Origin of the sequence: Amycolatopsis vastitatis, from assembly GCF_002234595.1 — a bacterium.
Taxonomy (GTDB): Bacteria; Actinomycetota; Actinomycetes; order Mycobacteriales; family Pseudonocardiaceae; genus Amycolatopsis; species Amycolatopsis vastitatis.
This window is the reverse complement of the sequence record NZ_NMUL01000005.1, coordinates 424,837-439,025: the sequence shown is the minus strand read 5'-3', so window position 1 is coordinate 439,025 and position 14,189 is coordinate 424,837. Positions and strand designations below refer to the sequence as shown.

Sequence of the window (14,189 nt, the reverse complement as noted above, 5' to 3'; positions counted from 1 at the left end):
TCATGAGTGTCGTGAAGATCAATGCCATCGAGGTCCCCGAAGGCGCCGGGCCCGAGCTGGAGAAGCGCTTCGCCGCGCGCATGCACGCGGTCGACGAGCAGCCCGGCTTCCTCGGCTTCGAGCTGCTGCGCCCGGTTTCCGGCGAGACGCGCTACTTCGTGTACACGAAGTGGGAGACCGAGGAGCACTACCAGGCGTGGGCGAAGGGCGGGCCGGCCGCGGCGGCGCACTCGGGTGAGCGGGCCAAGCCCGTGTCCACCGGGGCGAACCTGCTGGAGTTCGAGGTCGTCCTCGGCTCGAAGCCGGGTGAGTGACCTCACTGACGCCGCGGAGCTCCTGGACGGCGCCGGCGCGCTCCTGATCTGCGCCGGCGCCGGGATGGGCGTCGACTCCGGCCTGCCCGATTTCCGTGGCGGGGAAGGGTTCTGGCGGGCGTATCCGCCGTACGCCCGGCTCGGACTGCGGTTCGAGGAGCTCGCCGACCCGCGGCACTTCGCCGAGGACCCCGAGCTGGCCTGGGGTTTCTACGGGCACCGGCTGGAGCTGTACCGGAAGACCGTGCCGCACGACGGTTTCCGGCTGCTGCGGTCGTTCGGCGCGCACCTCCCCGGCGGTGTCCGCGTGTTCACGTCTAATGTGGACGGTCAGTTCCAGGCGGCGGGCTTCGAGTTCGTCGCCGAGGCCCACGGCTCGATCCACCACCTGCAGTGCCTGTCCGGCTGTACATCCGGAATCTGGCCCGCGGAAATGGCCGTCGTCGTCGACGAAGAGACCATGCGCGCGGTGCCGCCGCTGCCGTCGTGTCCCCGCTGCGGCGGGCTCGCCCGGCCCAACATCCTGATGTTCGGCGACTTCTCCTGGGTTCCCGACCGCAGCCAAGCCCAGCTGGACGAGCTGACGGCGTGGCGCCGGACCGCGCGTGACCTCGTGGTGGTGGAGCTGGGCGCGGGCCAGGCCGTCCCGACGGTCCGCCGTTACGCCGAGCTCGCGAGCGCGGCGACCGGCGCGCTGATCCGCATCAACCCGCGGGAACCGGAGATCCGCCACGGCCGCGGGGTGTCGATCGCGGCGGGCGCACGGGAAACGCTCACGACCCTGCTCGCAGCCAGAGATCCCGGTTCCCGGCGAGCATGACCCGCCCGTCGGCCAGCGTCACGGCCGCGTGCACCGGGGACTCGCCGCACCCCAGCTCGCCGCGTTGCCAGCCCCGGCCGTCCCGGGCCAGCACGGACGAACAGGACCGCGTGTTTTCGTTGGGCCGCTGCGGTTCGAAAGTCCGCCCGGCCAGCACCGGGTTGCCGTGCGCGTCGAGCGTGCCCGCCACGATCCCACCCGGCCCCGGAGCGTCCACAGTGGACCATGTGCCCGGCTTGCCGGTGACCACGAACGGTTCTGCGAGAAGCCGTTCGAGACCTCGCCGTAGAGCAGCCACTGCCCGGCGACCGGCAGGATCCCGTACACCAGTGTTTGGTCCGATGGCGTCGAAAGCTCCGACACCGTCCAGCTGCCGCCGCCGTCGTGGGACGCCCAGATCTGCAGCCGCGGGTTCGAATACCCGGCCGCGAGCAGTTCGGCACCGTTCGCCGCCACCGACCAGGGGCCGTTCGCGCCGTCCACCCCCGGGACGACCGGCATGACCACCGTGCGTTCGGTCTTGCCCTCGTCGTCCGACACCCAGGCCACCGGCCGGGTCGTCTGCGCGTCGAGGAACGCCGTGCCGACGGCCACGAGGTTGCCGCCCGACCGCGCCAGCGCACCCGGGTCACGCTGACCGCGCAGCTCGGCGAGTTCGGTGACCGTTCCGTCGGCGTCCCGGCGGGTGAACTTGGTGGAGACGCCCAGCACCGAGCCGTCCGGCGCGGGCACCGCTCCCACGGCGGGCAGCCCGCCGCCACGCCAGCCGTTGCCCGCGCCCACGACTTCCGGACCGGGCCCGCCGCTGCCCGGCGCCGGATCGATCTTCAACGCCGAGCAAGCCGCGTCACCGGTCCAGTTCGCGGTGACATTGCGGTAGCCGTTCGAATAGTTGCCGAGGCCGAGCACGCAGCCGCCCACGGGGACCAGCTTCTTCAGCCCGACGTTCGACGCCACCCAGTCGCCGTCGGCCGGGAACTGGACCGCCCCGGCGTGTGCGGTGAAGCCGAGGGCGCTTTTCGGGCCGTCCGCGCTCGCGGCCGGAGCCTGGCCGCAGCCGGCGACCAGCAGGACCAGCAGCAGCGGCACGAGTCTTCGCATGCCGGCCAGCCTGCCAGGGACGCCGTCACGGCAGGCGCACTTCGGCGAAAACCGCCCGGTGATCGCTGCCCGGAACGTCGAAGACCCGGTAGTCCAGCACCGCCGCCCGGTTGTCCACCACCACGTGGTCGATCGTCACCACCGGGGTGTGGTCCGCCGGCCACGTCGGCACCAGTGCCTCGCCGCGTTCCTCCGCCGCGTCGTTGTAGCCGCGGGACAGCACGGTCCGGAACGCCGCGTGGTCCAGCGTCGCGTTGAAGTCGCCCGCCAGGACGCGCAGGCCGTGCTCGCCCGCCGCGCGCGAAAGGTCCTTCATCTCGCGCTCCCACTGCGGGGTGTCGACGTCCGGGGAGATCGGGTGGACGGCGACGATCTCGGCCACCACGCCGTCGCCGAGGTCGGCCTGGGCGCCCGGCTGCTTGGCCGCCGAATCACCGGTCAGGTTGATCTCCTTCAGCGGGAACCGCGACACGATCCCCGAGCCGAACGCGCCGGGCGCCGGGTGCAGCACCCGGTACGGCAGCGTCTCGAACAGCCCGGCCGCGGCCAGCCCGTCGACCGCGCGCGGCGTCATCTCGACCAGGTTCAGCACGTCGATCCGCTGCTCCCGCACCAGATCGACGACGGCCTTGGGGTCCGCCCGGCCGTAGAGCAGGTTCGAGGCGAGCACCCGCAGCGTCTTGCCGTGCACCTCGCGCTGCTCGGCCGCCGACAGGCGCGGGACCACGAGGACCACCAGCACGATCGCCAGCACCAGCGCGACCCCGCCGGTCCACCACCGCCGCAGCGCCAGGGCGACGCCGCCGAGGAGCACGCCGGCGGCCGCCGCGTACGGCGTCAGCGACAGCACGACGATCGTGTACCAGTCGCCGTCGAAACCGATCAGGCGCAGCCCGACCCACGCGCCCAGCAGCGCCACCGGAGCCACCAACAGGCCCGTGACCAGCGGGTTCTTCCGCCGCGACCGCGTCTCTTCCGCAAGCACCATGCTGCCGAGTATGCCGAGTCCGCCCCTGGGCGGCCCGGGTTACGCAACTCCTCCACAAGATCTCCACCAGCGGCTGCCAGCGCGTACCAGCGCCCTGTGCGTGGCTTGCCAGCCCGGACCCCCACTGTGATCTCGGAAGCGACAACTGTTTCTGGGGCCCTGCCCCAGACCCCGGGCCGGGGGCAAGCCCCCTGGACCCCCAAAAGCAGTCAAGGAGGAACGCCCATGTCGCACGCGATCCAAGCCGAGGGCTTGGTCAAGAAGTTCGGGGAGACCAAGGCGCTGGACGGGGTGGACCTCGAGGTGCCGTTCGGGCAGGTCGTGGGGGTGCTCGGGCCGAACGGCGCGGGCAAGACGACCGCCGTCCGGATCCTGGCGACCCTGATGAAACCGGACGCCGGAAGAGCCACGGTCGGGGGCTACGACGTGGTCGCCGACCCCGTGCGGGTCCGCAGCCTGATCGGGCTGACCGGGCAGTACGCGTCGGTCGACGAGGACCTGAACGGCATCGAGAACCTCGTCCTGATCGGCCGGCTGTACGGCTACTCGCGCGCGGTCGCCAAGGCGCGGGCCACCGAGCTGATCGAGCGGTTCGAGCTGACCGGCGCGGCCAAGCGGCCGATCCGGACGTACTCGGGCGGCATGCGGCGGCGGCTCGACCTGGGCGCGAGCCTCGTCGGCCGGCCCGAGGTGCTCTACCTCGACGAGCCGACCACCGGGCTCGACCCGCACGCCCGCAACGAGGTCTGGGACGTCGTCCGCGGCCTCGTCGCCGAGGGCGCGACGGTGCTGCTGACCACGCAGTACCTGGAGGAGGCCGACCAGCTGGCCGACAAGATCACCGTGTTCGACCACGGCCGGGTCGTCGCCGACGGCCGCGCCGACGAGCTGAAGCGCCGTGTCGGCGGGCAGACGCTGCAGGTGCGGCCGACCCAGCTGTCCGACATGGACGCCGTCAACCGGATCCTCGGCGACCTGTCCGGCGTCCGGCCGACCCGCGACGACGCGAGCGGGCTGCTCACCGCACCGGTCAACGACCCCGTGCTGCTGTCCACTTTGGTCCGCAAGCTGGACGAAGCCGGGATCACCGCGGACGAGCTGGCGCTGCGGCTGCCCAGCCTCGACGAGGTGTTCCTCGCCCTCACCGGCCACAAGGCCGAAACGCCCACCGAAGACGTTCGTGACCTCGAAGGGAGCCTGGCATGACGACGCTGGCCCTCGACCGCCCCGCCCCGCCGCGGCACATCAGCCCCGGCAAGGGGTTCCAGCACGCGCTTTCGCTGGCGTGGCGCGGCATCCTGAAGATCCGCAAGAACCCCGAACAGCTCGCCGACGTCACCCTGATGCCGATCATCTTCCTGGTGATGTTCGTCTACCTGTTCGGCGGCGCGCTGTCCGGCTCGACCGACGCCTACCTGCAGATGGTCGTGCCCGGCATCATCGTGATGAACATCCTGCAGGCGTGCCTCGCCGTGGGGACACAGCTCAACACCGACGTCACCAAGGGCGTGTTCGACCGGTTCCGCAGCATGCCGATCGCCCGCTCGGCGCCCCTGATCGGCGCGGTGCTCGCGGACATCGTGCGCTACCTGGTCTGCCTGGTGGTGCTGATGATCGTGGCGACGATCATGGGCTACCGGATCGCGACCAGCCCCGGCGAGTTCGCGGTGGCGATCCTGCTCGCGCTGGCGTTCGGGCTGTCCTTCTGCTGGGGCTCGGTGTTCGTCGGCATGGTGATGAAGTCGCCGGGCTCGGCGCAGGCGCTGATGTTCGTCTTCATCATGCCGCTGACGTTCGGCAGCAACGTGTTCGTGCAGACGAACACCATGCCGGGCTGGCTGCGGGCGTGGGCGGACATCAGCCCGGTCAGCCTGATGGCGAACGCGCTGCGCGGCCTGATGAACGGCGGCGCCGTCGCCGGTCCGCTGGCCGGGGCGCTGGCCTGGATGGCCGGTGCGGTGGTCGTGTTCTTCCCGCTGGCGACCTGGGCGTACCGCCGGCGGGTCTGAAGGGCGCGCACGCACGGGGGTGAGTCGCGCCAGGGGAAGCTGAAAGGGACGTTCGCGGGGGCGGACGTCCCTTTCAGCCGTTTCCGACTTCGTCGAGCAACCAGGCGACGACGTCCTTTTTGGACACCTGACGCGCCCGCTCGTAGATCTCGTCGTAGTCCGGCAGCGCTTCGCGCAGCTCGGCGATCAGTTCACCCACCTCGGGACTGCCGCGGTCGAGCCGGCCGCGGACGACCGCGGAGGCGGCGATCACCCGGGCAGCAGTCTCGTACCGGCCCTGCCGTGCGCGCACCATCGCCAGCAGTTCCACCGCCCCCGCCATGTCCGGCATGTCACCACGCCGGTTCGTCGCCCGGATCGCGATGGCGAGGTGGCCCTCCGCCTCTTCGGCGCGCCCCTGGGCCAGCAGGATCCGCGCCTCGAAGGCGTGGACGAACTCGTCGCCGATACCGCCGGGGAACCAGTCGTCGCCACCCAGCGCCTTGACGCGGTCGAGCAGCGCCCGCGCTCCGGCCAGGTCACCCGTGCGCAACAGCAGCTCGAGCCGTCCGAACATCAGGATGGCCCGGTGCTGCAGGTTCGTGATGCCTTCGCCGTAGCGCTCCGCGGCCTCCTGGTCGCGCCAGGCGCCCTCGAAGTCCCCGGTGCGGGCGCGCTCGACGGCCAGCCGCCACCAGTGCTGCACGGTGTCCTCGTGCGAGCGCAGCTCCATCGAAAGCGCCAGGCCCTCCTGGAAGAACTCGATGGCCTTGACACTGTCGCCGTCCTGGGAAAACGCGTTCGCCTTGAAGCTCAACGTCATCGCGAGGCCCCAGCGGTCACCGATCGCCGCGAACCCGGCGTGCGCCAGATCGCGCGCCCGGTCGGCCCCCTCGACGTCGCCCAGGTCTTCGAGCAGGAAGCTCTCCACCCAGTGCCCGCCGGCCCGGGTCCACGGGTCCGTGTGCTGCTCGGCCCGGCGCACCTCCCGGACGGCGACCTCGCGGTCACCGCCGAGGAAGGCCAGCATCGGCAGGGCCACCGCGAGCCCGGGGTACCGGTTCACCGCTTCGCTGCGCACGCAGTCGTCGACCAGCTCGAGGATCCCCTCGCGGTCGGAGCGCACCGGGATTTCGTCCATGAGGTACAGGAGCGCCCGGTAGGCCGCCGCGACCGCGGGCGGCAACCGGTCGCCGAACGTGAGGGCCTCGCGGATCAGCCCGCCGACCCGGCTGCCCTGGCCGAGCACGGTGAGGTACCAGAACATCCCGTCCAGCAGCGCCACGGCGTTGTCCACATCGGACATCTCGATCGCGCCGCGCAGGGCCGCGACCATGTTCGCGCTCTCGGCCTCGTACTGGCCGATCGCCCGCAGCTGCTCGGCGGTGCGCAGCGTCGGCTCCAGCCGTTGCGCGAGCTCGGCGTAGTACGACGCCACCGCGCGGCGCATCCGGTCGTACTCGCCCGACTCGGCCAGCCGCTCGGTGGCGTAGGCCCGCAGCGTTTCGAGCATCCGGTACCGCGGCTCGCCGCCGGCACCGGCCACTGTGTCCACAATGGACTTCTCGACCAGGCTGCCGAGCACGTACGGCACGTCGGCGGCGGGCAGCAGCTCGTCGGCGCACACGACCTCGATCGATTCCAGCTCGGCGCCGCCCGCGAACACCGCGAGCCGCCGGGCCAGCACCAGTTCGGACTCGGTCAGCAGGTCCCAGCTCCACTCGACCACCGCGCGCAGCGTCCGCTGGCGCGGCAGGGCCGTGCGGCTGCCCGAAGTGAGCAGCCGGAACCGGTCGCCGAGGCGCCCGGCGATCTGGGCCACGGTCATCGAGCGCAGCCGCGCCGCGGCCAGCTCCAGCGCCAGCGGCATCCCGTCGAGCCGGCGGCAGATCTCCCCGACCTGGTCCACAGTGGACTCGTCGAGCACGAAGTCGGGACGGACCGCCGCCGCCCGGTCGAGGAACAGCCGGGTCGAGTCGAGCTCGGCGGCCTCCGCGGGCGCGGCGCGTTCCGCGGGCACCGGCAACGGGCCGAGCGGGCAGAGCGCCTCCCCGGTGATGGCCAGCGGCTCGCGGCTGGTGGCCAGGATCCGCAGCCGCGGCGCCCGGTGCAGCAGTTCGTCGGCCAGCCGCGCGGCCGCGTCGACGATGTGCTCGCAGTTGTCCAGCACCAGCAGCGCTTCCGCGCCGCCGAGCACCTCGACCGCCTGCTCCACGGGGTCCGCCTGGCGGCGGTGGACCTCGGTCTCGGTGCGGATGTCGCGGACCTCGAGCGCGCCCAGCAGCGCGCCGCCGACGTCGTCGGAGTCGCGCACGCCGGCCAGGGCGGCGAACCAGACCCGGCCCCGCTGGTGGGCCGGGTGCCGTGACGCCGCCTCGGTGGCCAGCCGCGTCTTGCCCGCCCCGCCCGGCCCGGTCAAGGTGACCAGCCGGGCCCCGCCGAGCAGTTCCGCCAGCAGCTTGAGCTCATCGTCGCGGCCGACGAACGTGGTCAGCCGCGTCGGCAGCCGGTCCGCGACGGGCGACGGCGGCGCGAGCTCCCCGCGCAGCGCGGCGACGTGGATCTCCTGCAGCTCGGCCGACGGGTCGACGCCGAGCTGGTCGGCCAGCGTGCGCCGGAGCCCGGCGTAGACGGCCAGCGCCTCCGGCTGCCGACCGGCCGCGCAGAGCGCGCGCATCCGCAGCCCGGCCAGCCGTTCGCGCAACGGGTCGGCGTCCGCCGCGGTGGTCAGGTCGGCCAGCACGCCGGCGTGCTCACCCAGCCGGATCAGGGCGTCGAACCGGTCCTCGGCCGCCTCCGCCCGCAGCTCGGCAAGGCGCCGGGCGGGCGCCACGGCGAACGGCGCGTCGAGGACGTCAGCGAGCGCGTCACCCTGCCAGAGCGCGAGGGCCTCGGTGAGCAGCTCGGCCGCGCGAGCGTCCCGGCCCGCGGCGAGCTCACGGCGACCGTCGGCGGCGAGCCGTTCGAACCGCTCGGCGTCGACGTCGTCGGCCGCCAGCGCGAGCCGGTAGCCACCGGGTCCGGATTCGACGGCCACCGGAAGTGCTTTCCGCAGCCGGGAGACCAGCGACTGCAGGGCGTTGGCCGCGTCCGACGGCGGTTCGGCGCCCCAGAGCCCGTCGACGAGCGTGTCGGCCGGGACCGCCCGCCCGGCGTCCAGCGCCAGCCTGGCCAAGAGCATGCGGAGGCGGGCGCCGCCGATGTCGATCGGCGTGCCGTCGTCTTCCGCCGCCCGCAGCGGGCCCAGCAGCGCAACGCGCATGTGTCCAGCTTTCCAGACGCCCGCCCGGCACCGGACCGGGCAGACGGAAGTGCTGATTATCCGGACAAATCCGGCGGGAGCCGCCGGATCGTCCGTCCGTGCCGATACGTTGCGGAACGAAGTCACCCCAAACGGACAGGGAGCGTTCATGAGGGCACAGAAGCCGGTCGTGGTGGCGGCGGCCGTGGTCGCCAGCCTCTGCCTCGGCACCGGTGTCGCCGCCGCGGGTGAAGGCTGGGGCCCGGCGCGGCCCGGCAGCGACGGGGCCGGCGACAGTTACTACCCGCAGGACGGCAACGGCGGCTACGACGTCGCCGACTACAACCTCAAGGTCGGCTACGACCCCGCGTCGCACCAGCTCACCGGGGTCCAGGACATCTCGGCTCGGGCGACCCAGTCGCTGAGCTCGTTCGACCTGGACCTGCACGGCCTCACCGTCGACTCGGTCAAGGTCGACGGCCGGGACGCGAAGTTCAGCCGGACCGGGGACCACGAACTGGTCGTCACACCGTCGCGGGCGCTGTGGCGAGGCCAGAACTTCGCGGTCAAGGTCGCCTACCACGGCGTGCCCGCGCCGATCAGCGACCCGCTGCTCGGCGACAACGGCTGGCAGTTCACCCCGGGCGGCGCGACCTTCGTCGCCGGCGAGCCGAAGTCGGCGACCACCTGGTACCCGGTCAACGACACGCCGCTGGACAAGGCCACGTTCCACCTGGCGATCACCGTGCCCGACGAGTGGGGCGTGATCGCCAACGGCCGCGAACGCGGCTCCTTCAAGGCACCGGGCGGCACCACGCACGTCTGGGCCGAAGAGACGCCGATCGTGCCGTACATGACGACGGTCGCGATCGACAAGTGGACCTTCGACCGGCAGAAGCGCGCGGACGGCACCCCGATCGTCAGCGCGTTCGCCCCGGGCGTGCCCGACTCGGCGAAGCAGGCCGAAGCCCGCCTGCCGGAAATCCTCGACTTCCTCGAGTCCAAGTTCGGCAAGTACCCGGTCGACGCGGCGGGCGGCATCTTCCTCAACGCGCAGATCGGGTTCTCGCTGGAGACGATGAGCCGCCCGATCTACTCCGGCGGCTGGGCCGGGGTCGTCCCGGTGATCGTCCACGAGAACGCCCACCAGTGGTACGGCGACTCGGTCGCGGTCGCGCACTGGCGCGACGTCTGCCTCAACGAGTGCTTCGCCTCCTACGCTGAGTGGCTGTGGGACGAGGCGAAGGAGGGCGTCGACCTGAACAAGCAGTACGCGGCCGACGTCAAGAAGGCGTCGACGGCGTTCTGGAACGGCAAGCTGTACGACATGGGCCCCGGCAAGGAGTTCACGTACGTGTACTCGAAGGGCCCGCTGATGCTGCACGCGCTGCGCAGCTACATCGGGCAGCCGGCGTTCGACTTCGTGCTGAAGACGTGGCCGTCGCTGCACCGGGGCGGGAACGCCAGCATGCAGGAATTCCAGTGCTACACCGAACTCGTCGCGCACCGGAGCCTCAAGGGCTTCTTCGACGCGTGGGTTTACGGCACCGGCAAGCCCGCCGACCAGTACCTCTTCCCGGGCGGCCTGAAGCCGGCCGCCTGAGCCAAGTCCGTGAAGGCCACCTCGAGGAACGTAAGGTGGCCTTCACGGCGGTTCCGGAGGACATGATGGCCAAGGTGCTGATGACGGGGTTCGCGCCGTTCGGCGGCGAGTCGGTGAACCCGTCGTGGCAGGCGGTTTCCCTGGTGGGCGCGCGCCGGAACGACGTCGTCGCGGTCGAGCTGCCCTGCGAGTTCGCCGCGTCGCTGCCCGCGCTGCGCCGGGCTGTCGAAGAGCACCGGCCGTCGCTGGTGGTCTGCGTCGGCCAGGCGGGCGGCCGCTTCGACGTGACGCCGGAGCGCGTCGCGATCAACCTGATCGACGCCCGCATCCCGGACAACGCGGGCGCGCAGCCGATCGACGTCCCGGTGGTCCCGGACGGCCCGGCGGCCTACTTCACGACGCTGCCGGTCAAGGCGTGCACGGCGGCGATCCGCGCCGCGGGCGTGCCGGCGTCGGTTTCCCACACCGCCGGGACGTACGTGTGCAACCAGGTCTTCTACGGCCTGATGCACTTGCTGGCAACGGACTTCCCTGGCGTGCGCGGCGGTTTCGTGCACGTCCCGTTCAGCCCGGAGCAGGTCGCGGCCGCCGGCAAGCCCGCGCCTTCACTGAGCGTCGAGAAGATCGCCGACGCGCTGGAAGCCTTGGCGGACACGGCGTCGAGGGTCACCGAGGACCTGCCGGTCAGCGCGGGCGCGGAGCACTAACCGCCGCGGCCGGTGAGCTCCACGAACGCCGCCGGGCCCGGGACGTTGTGGTGGACCGTCAGGTCCACGGCCCGTTCGCCGGTCGAGGCCGGGGTGAAGCTGACCACCAGCGTGCACCGCCTGCCCGGCTCGACGTCGTGGCCGACGCACGCGCTCGCGTCCACCGCGAAGTCCGGGCCGTCCAGTTCGATCCCGCTCACCCTCAGCGCGCTCGCACCGACACTGCGGACCGCCACCGTGCACGTCGTCGTCGTGCGGACGGGCGTCGCGGGGCAGGTGACCGACTCCGGGACGAGCACGCGGGGCACCGCCGTCTCGGGCACCACCGGGAACGTCGCCGGGCGCCCGCGCACGAGGTCGAGCACGGTCACCCCGGTCACCGTCAGGACCAGCGCGCCCGTCGCCAGCAGCACGATCGCGATCGCCTTGATGCCGCGGGCGCTGCCGTCCTTGACGGTGAACCCGCCGGCCGCCAGGACCGTGACCGCCAGCGTCGAAACCAGCGTCGCGTTCGGGCCCGCGCCGATCGCGGCCGGGACGAGCGTGCCGAGCAGCGACGCCGCGACCGTGACGGCGAAACCGGTCCAGGAGAAGCGTTTCGCGTCCCGCAGCTGGCTCCGCACGGTCGGCGCGCGAGCTTCCGTGAGTGTGCTCATGCAGGGAGGAGCGCCGGACCCCGCCGGCACGGACAAGGTTCCCCCGTTCGGCGGTACGGCGAGCCGCTCGTGATCTGGGGCAAACCACCCTGCTCAGGCTGCGCCGTCCGAACCGGAGCCGGACAACGCCGCCTTGAAGGATCGATCCGCGGATGCGCCTCCGGCCGCGCCGCCGTCCGGGCCCGTCGCCGACGACGACTGGTACGGCAAGGGGATGCGGCTCGAACAGGCCTGGTGACTCAGGCCGGCTTGACCTCGCGGGTGAAGAAAGCGATCAGGTCCTCGGTGCGAATGGGTTCGTACGCGCGGTAGATTCCGGCCGCCCGGCGGTCGTCCGAGCCGAAGAGCACGATCGTCGAGCTCAGGCCGGCGCCGGCGACGTACTTGCCGTGCAGCCCGCCGCCGTCCCAGGTGCCGCGGCCGATGTCGCTGCCGGGGAGCGGCACGTTGGCTTTCTCCTCGAACTCTTCGGCGGTCACGCCCTGGTAGTAGCTGACGGTGCCGCCCGGGATGCCACAGACGACCGCGACCTGGGCGCCCAGCTGCCGGCCGATGTTGTCGATGGTCTTGCAGGTGCCCCGGTCCGGGACGGAGCCGGCCAGCGAGCGCAGGCACGGGGTGAACCCAGCCTGGTCGCGCTGCGCCGTCGATGTGCAGCCCATTGCGTCCTTCGTGGCCCCGTCTCGGGTGAGGAGCACGACGGCGGCGGCCACGAACGCGACGACCACCAACGTGGCGAACGCGAGGAACCAGGGCCGCGCGATCCGGCGCGGTTTCTTCGGCAGCGGCGCGTACTGCGGGACCTGCTGCCAGGGTTGCGGCCGCGGCGGCGACACGGGCGGGCGGACGGGCGCGAACGCGGGCACGGTGAGGTCGGTGGTGCCCAATGGCACGTGGTGGAGTCCGAACGCGACGGCCGTCTCGGGCTGGTCCTGCGTGGTGGGCGTGACGCCGAGCTGCCGTCCGAGCAGGGTGGCCAGCAGCGGCATCCGGCTCGGGCCACCGACGAGGTAGACGCCGCCGAGCTGCGCGGGGTTCAGCCCGGCGCGGCGGATCGTCGTGCCGAGCAGTTCGGCGCTGCGCAGCAGGCTGGGCCGCACGAGTGCTTCGAGCTCGTCCCGGGTGACGAGGACGTCGCCGAAGGGTTCGGGCATCGGCACGTGGGTTCGGGCGTGCCGCGACAGGCTTTCCTTGGCGTCGCGGACATCCTGCAGCAGGGCCCGGCGCGCGCGGCGGTCGGCGGTGGTCTGCGGACGCAGAAGCCGTTGCCACTGTGCGGGATCGGCGTGCGACACTTCGCGTCCGATGTGGACGAGCAGGGCCTGGTCGATGTCGAGGCTGCCGAGGTCGGGCAGGCCGTCCTCGGCGAGCACGGCGAAACCCTGCTGCGTCACGCCGACGACAGCGCAGTCGAAGGTGCCGGCCCCGAGGTCGTAGACGCCGATGGGCCCGCTGGTCCGGCTCCCGAGACTCGCGTAGTGCGCGGCGGCGGCCACCGGCTCGGGAATCAGCCGCACCTCGCCGAACCCGGCCTTCGCGGCGGCGGTCCGGAGCACCTCCTGCCGAGTGGCGCCCCAGCCGGCGGGGTGCGAAATCCGCGTCTGCGCGGGCGGCCGGCCCAGCTGCCGTTCGGCCTCCTCACCGACCCGCCGCAGCACGGCGGCGAAGGCATCGGGGATCGCGACGGCGGTCTCGCCGAGCTGGAGGACGCCCTCGTCGATGCGCCGCTTGGGGTTCGGCTCGAACCGGCTGGGATCGAGCCGAGCCCGCCGCTCGGCATCCTGCCCGACGACGAGCAGGCCGTCGTCGTTGACGTAGACGGCGGAGGACATGGTGACGGACCCGTCGACCTCGATGGCGCGGGGTCCGCGCCCGAAGGCGGAGAGCACCCCGACCGTGCTGGAAGTCCCGAAGTCGATCGACAGCACGTCCAAAGCGGTTCCCCTCCCGAGCCCGCGGGCATCGTCTCACGGGCGGAGGGTGCTGCTTCGATCAGGCGCAGGCGTCGGCCGAACCACGCTCCGCAGCCGAAACCGTGACGTCGTGGTCTTCGAAATCGGCGACCACGTGCATCCGGCCGCCGAGGGCCGTGATGTAGCGGCGGAGGGTGTCCAGTTCCATCTGCCCGGGGTCCCCCTGTTCGAGCTGACTGATCCGCGGCTGGCTGACCCCCATCCGGCGGGCGAGCTCGGTTTGACTGATGCCGGCATCCTCGCGGAGCTGAGCCAGGCGAAAACCGAGCACGTACGCCTCGGTGGCCTCGCGTGCGGCGACGCGGGCGGCCCCGACATCGCGGCCGGCCTCACGGTCGATGGCGAGTTTGTCGGCCTTGACGTCTTTCCAGGATCGGCTCATCGCTCAGTCCTCCCTTCGCTCACACAGGTGATCGCGAAACCGTCGCTCCGCGATCGGGATGTTGACGTCGTACCAGCGCTTCCAGTTTCCAGCCTTGTCGCCGGCCACCAGCAGCAACGCGTGCCGAGTGGGGTCGAACGCGAAGAGGATCCTGATCTCGCTGCTCCCCGCGGACGCCGGTCGCAGTTCTTTCAAGTTGTGCAGGCTCGAACCCTTGACCCGATCGACCAGCGGCCTGCCGAGCCGGGGACCCTCACGGGCGAGCATGTCGATCGCCTCTTCGACCCGGTCCGCGGAGACCGGGTCTTCACGGCACAGATCCACGAACCACTGGTCGACCTCGTCATGCAGTTCGATCTCCCACGCCATCTGCAGACTATAACGTCTACCTTATAGCGCGAATCCTCCAGACGCAA

At 72.0% G+C, this 14,189-nt stretch carries 13 protein-coding genes; 6 read left to right on the top strand and 7 right to left on the bottom strand.

Annotated elements, in window-relative coordinates:
* The first annotated feature begins 2 nt into the window (after nt 1-2).
* Nucleotides 3-314, top strand: a complete 312-nt coding sequence (locus tag CF165_RS05730; protein ID WP_020641917.1) for an antibiotic biosynthesis monooxygenase family protein — start codon at nt 3-5, stop codon at nt 312-314.
* The gene (locus CF165_RS05725) at nt 307-1,134 is read left to right on the top strand and encodes an SIR2 family NAD-dependent protein deacylase (RefSeq protein ID WP_093946326.1); all 828 of its coding nucleotides are present in this window, start codon (nt 307-309) and stop codon (nt 1,132-1,134) included. Before CF165_RS05730 ends, CF165_RS05725 begins: the two co-directional genes overlap by 8 nt.
* Nucleotides 1,135-1,152: 18 nt before the next feature.
* Here the strand turns inward: CF165_RS05725 and CF165_RS05720 are convergent, their stop codons facing one another.
* Together CF165_RS05720 and CF165_RS05715 are read right to left on the bottom strand one after the other, a co-directional pair.
* On the bottom strand, nt 1,153-2,235 hold the full coding sequence (locus tag CF165_RS05720) for a hypothetical protein (protein ID WP_143268444.1): 1,083 nt from the start codon (nt 2,233-2,235) through the stop codon (nt 1,153-1,155).
* Nucleotides 2,236-2,260: 25 nt separating this feature from the next.
* On the bottom strand, nt 2,261-3,223 hold the full coding sequence (locus CF165_RS05715) for an endonuclease/exonuclease/phosphatase family protein (RefSeq protein ID WP_093946324.1): 963 nt from the start codon (nt 3,221-3,223) through the stop codon (nt 2,261-2,263).
* A gap of 225 nt (nt 3,224-3,448) precedes the next feature.
* Here CF165_RS05715 and CF165_RS05710 point away from each other — a divergent pair, with 225 nt between their 5' ends.
* On the top strand, nt 3,449-4,429 hold the full coding sequence (locus CF165_RS05710) for an ATP-binding cassette domain-containing protein (protein ID WP_093946323.1): 981 nt from the start codon (nt 3,449-3,451) through the stop codon (nt 4,427-4,429).
* Nucleotides 4,426-5,232, top strand: coding sequence for an ABC transporter permease (locus tag CF165_RS05705; protein WP_093946322.1), 807 nt, complete (start codon nt 4,426-4,428; stop codon nt 5,230-5,232). The genes CF165_RS05710 and CF165_RS05705 overlap by 4 nt, the downstream gene beginning before the upstream one ends.
* Before the next feature lie 73 nt (nt 5,233-5,305).
* Here the strand turns inward: CF165_RS05705 and CF165_RS05700 are convergent, their stop codons facing one another.
* The gene (locus tag CF165_RS05700; protein ID WP_093946321.1) at nt 5,306-8,473 is read right to left on the bottom strand and encodes an AfsR/SARP family transcriptional regulator; all 3,168 of its coding nucleotides are present in this window, start codon (nt 8,471-8,473) and stop codon (nt 5,306-5,308) included.
* Nucleotides 8,474-8,621: 148 nt separating this feature from the next.
* Between CF165_RS05700 and CF165_RS05695 the strand changes: the two genes are divergently transcribed.
* Both CF165_RS05695 and pcp read left to right on the top strand, forming a co-directional pair.
* A complete protein-coding gene (locus tag CF165_RS05695; protein WP_093946320.1) occupies nt 8,622-10,055 on the top strand; it encodes a M1 family metallopeptidase in 1,434 nt (477 codons plus the stop codon).
* A 65-nt stretch (nt 10,056-10,120) separates the two neighbouring features.
* Nucleotides 10,121-10,762 (top strand): pyroglutamyl-peptidase I, encoded by a 642-nt coding sequence (gene pcp, locus CF165_RS05690; protein ID WP_093946426.1) that lies wholly within the window; start codon nt 10,121-10,123, stop codon nt 10,760-10,762.
* Here pcp and CF165_RS05685 read toward each other — a convergent pair.
* The 4 genes from CF165_RS05685 to CF165_RS05670 form a co-directional block, all read right to left on the bottom strand.
* Nucleotides 10,759-11,418 carry an Ig-like domain-containing protein gene (locus tag CF165_RS05685; RefSeq protein ID WP_093946319.1) on the bottom strand — a complete coding sequence of 220 codons (660 nt, stop codon included), beginning with the start codon at nt 11,416-11,418 and terminating at the stop codon, nt 10,759-10,761. The two genes, pcp and CF165_RS05685, sit on opposite strands and share 4 nt — an antisense overlap.
* Before the next feature lie 239 nt (nt 11,419-11,657).
* Nucleotides 11,658-13,352, bottom strand: a complete 1,695-nt coding sequence (locus tag CF165_RS05680) for an Hsp70 family protein (protein ID WP_093946318.1) — start codon at nt 13,350-13,352, stop codon at nt 11,658-11,660.
* Between the two features lie 58 nt (nt 13,353-13,410).
* Nucleotides 13,411-13,773 (bottom strand): helix-turn-helix domain-containing protein, encoded by a 363-nt coding sequence (locus CF165_RS05675; protein ID WP_093946317.1) that lies wholly within the window; start codon nt 13,771-13,773, stop codon nt 13,411-13,413.
* A gap of 3 nt (nt 13,774-13,776) precedes the next feature.
* Nucleotides 13,777-14,142, bottom strand: a complete 366-nt coding sequence (locus tag CF165_RS05670) for a type II toxin-antitoxin system RelE/ParE family toxin (RefSeq protein ID WP_093946316.1) — start codon at nt 14,140-14,142, stop codon at nt 13,777-13,779.
* Nucleotides 14,143-14,189: the final 47 nt, after the last annotated feature.

Coding starts and splice junctions, on each gene's coding strand:
- CF165_RS05730 (WP_020641917.1), top strand. CDS start 3: ATGAGTGTCGTGAAGATCAATGCCATCGAGGTCCCCGAAGGCGCCGGG.
- CF165_RS05720 (WP_143268444.1), bottom strand. CDS start 2,235: ATGCGAAGACTCGTGCCGCTGCTGCTGGTCCTGCTGGTCGCCGGCTGC.
- CF165_RS05715 (WP_093946324.1), bottom strand. CDS start 3,223: ATGGTGCTTGCGGAAGAGACGCGGTCGCGGCGGAAGAACCCGCTGGTC.
- CF165_RS05710 (WP_093946323.1), top strand. CDS start 3,449: ATGTCGCACGCGATCCAAGCCGAGGGCTTGGTCAAGAAGTTCGGGGAG.
- CF165_RS05705 (WP_093946322.1), top strand. CDS start 4,426: ATGACGACGCTGGCCCTCGACCGCCCCGCCCCGCCGCGGCACATCAGC.
- CF165_RS05700 (WP_093946321.1), bottom strand. CDS start 8,473: ATGCGCGTTGCGCTGCTGGGCCCGCTGCGGGCGGCGGAAGACGACGGC.
- CF165_RS05695 (WP_093946320.1), top strand. CDS start 8,622: ATGAGGGCACAGAAGCCGGTCGTGGTGGCGGCGGCCGTGGTCGCCAGC.
- pcp (WP_093946426.1), top strand. CDS start 10,121: ATGGCCAAGGTGCTGATGACGGGGTTCGCGCCGTTCGGCGGCGAGTCG.
- CF165_RS05685 (WP_093946319.1), bottom strand. CDS start 11,418: ATGAGCACACTCACGGAAGCTCGCGCGCCGACCGTGCGGAGCCAGCTG.
- CF165_RS05675 (WP_093946317.1), bottom strand. CDS start 13,773: ATGAGCCGATCCTGGAAAGACGTCAAGGCCGACAAACTCGCCATCGAC.
- CF165_RS05670 (WP_093946316.1), bottom strand. CDS start 14,142: ATGGCGTGGGAGATCGAACTGCATGACGAGGTCGACCAGTGGTTCGTG.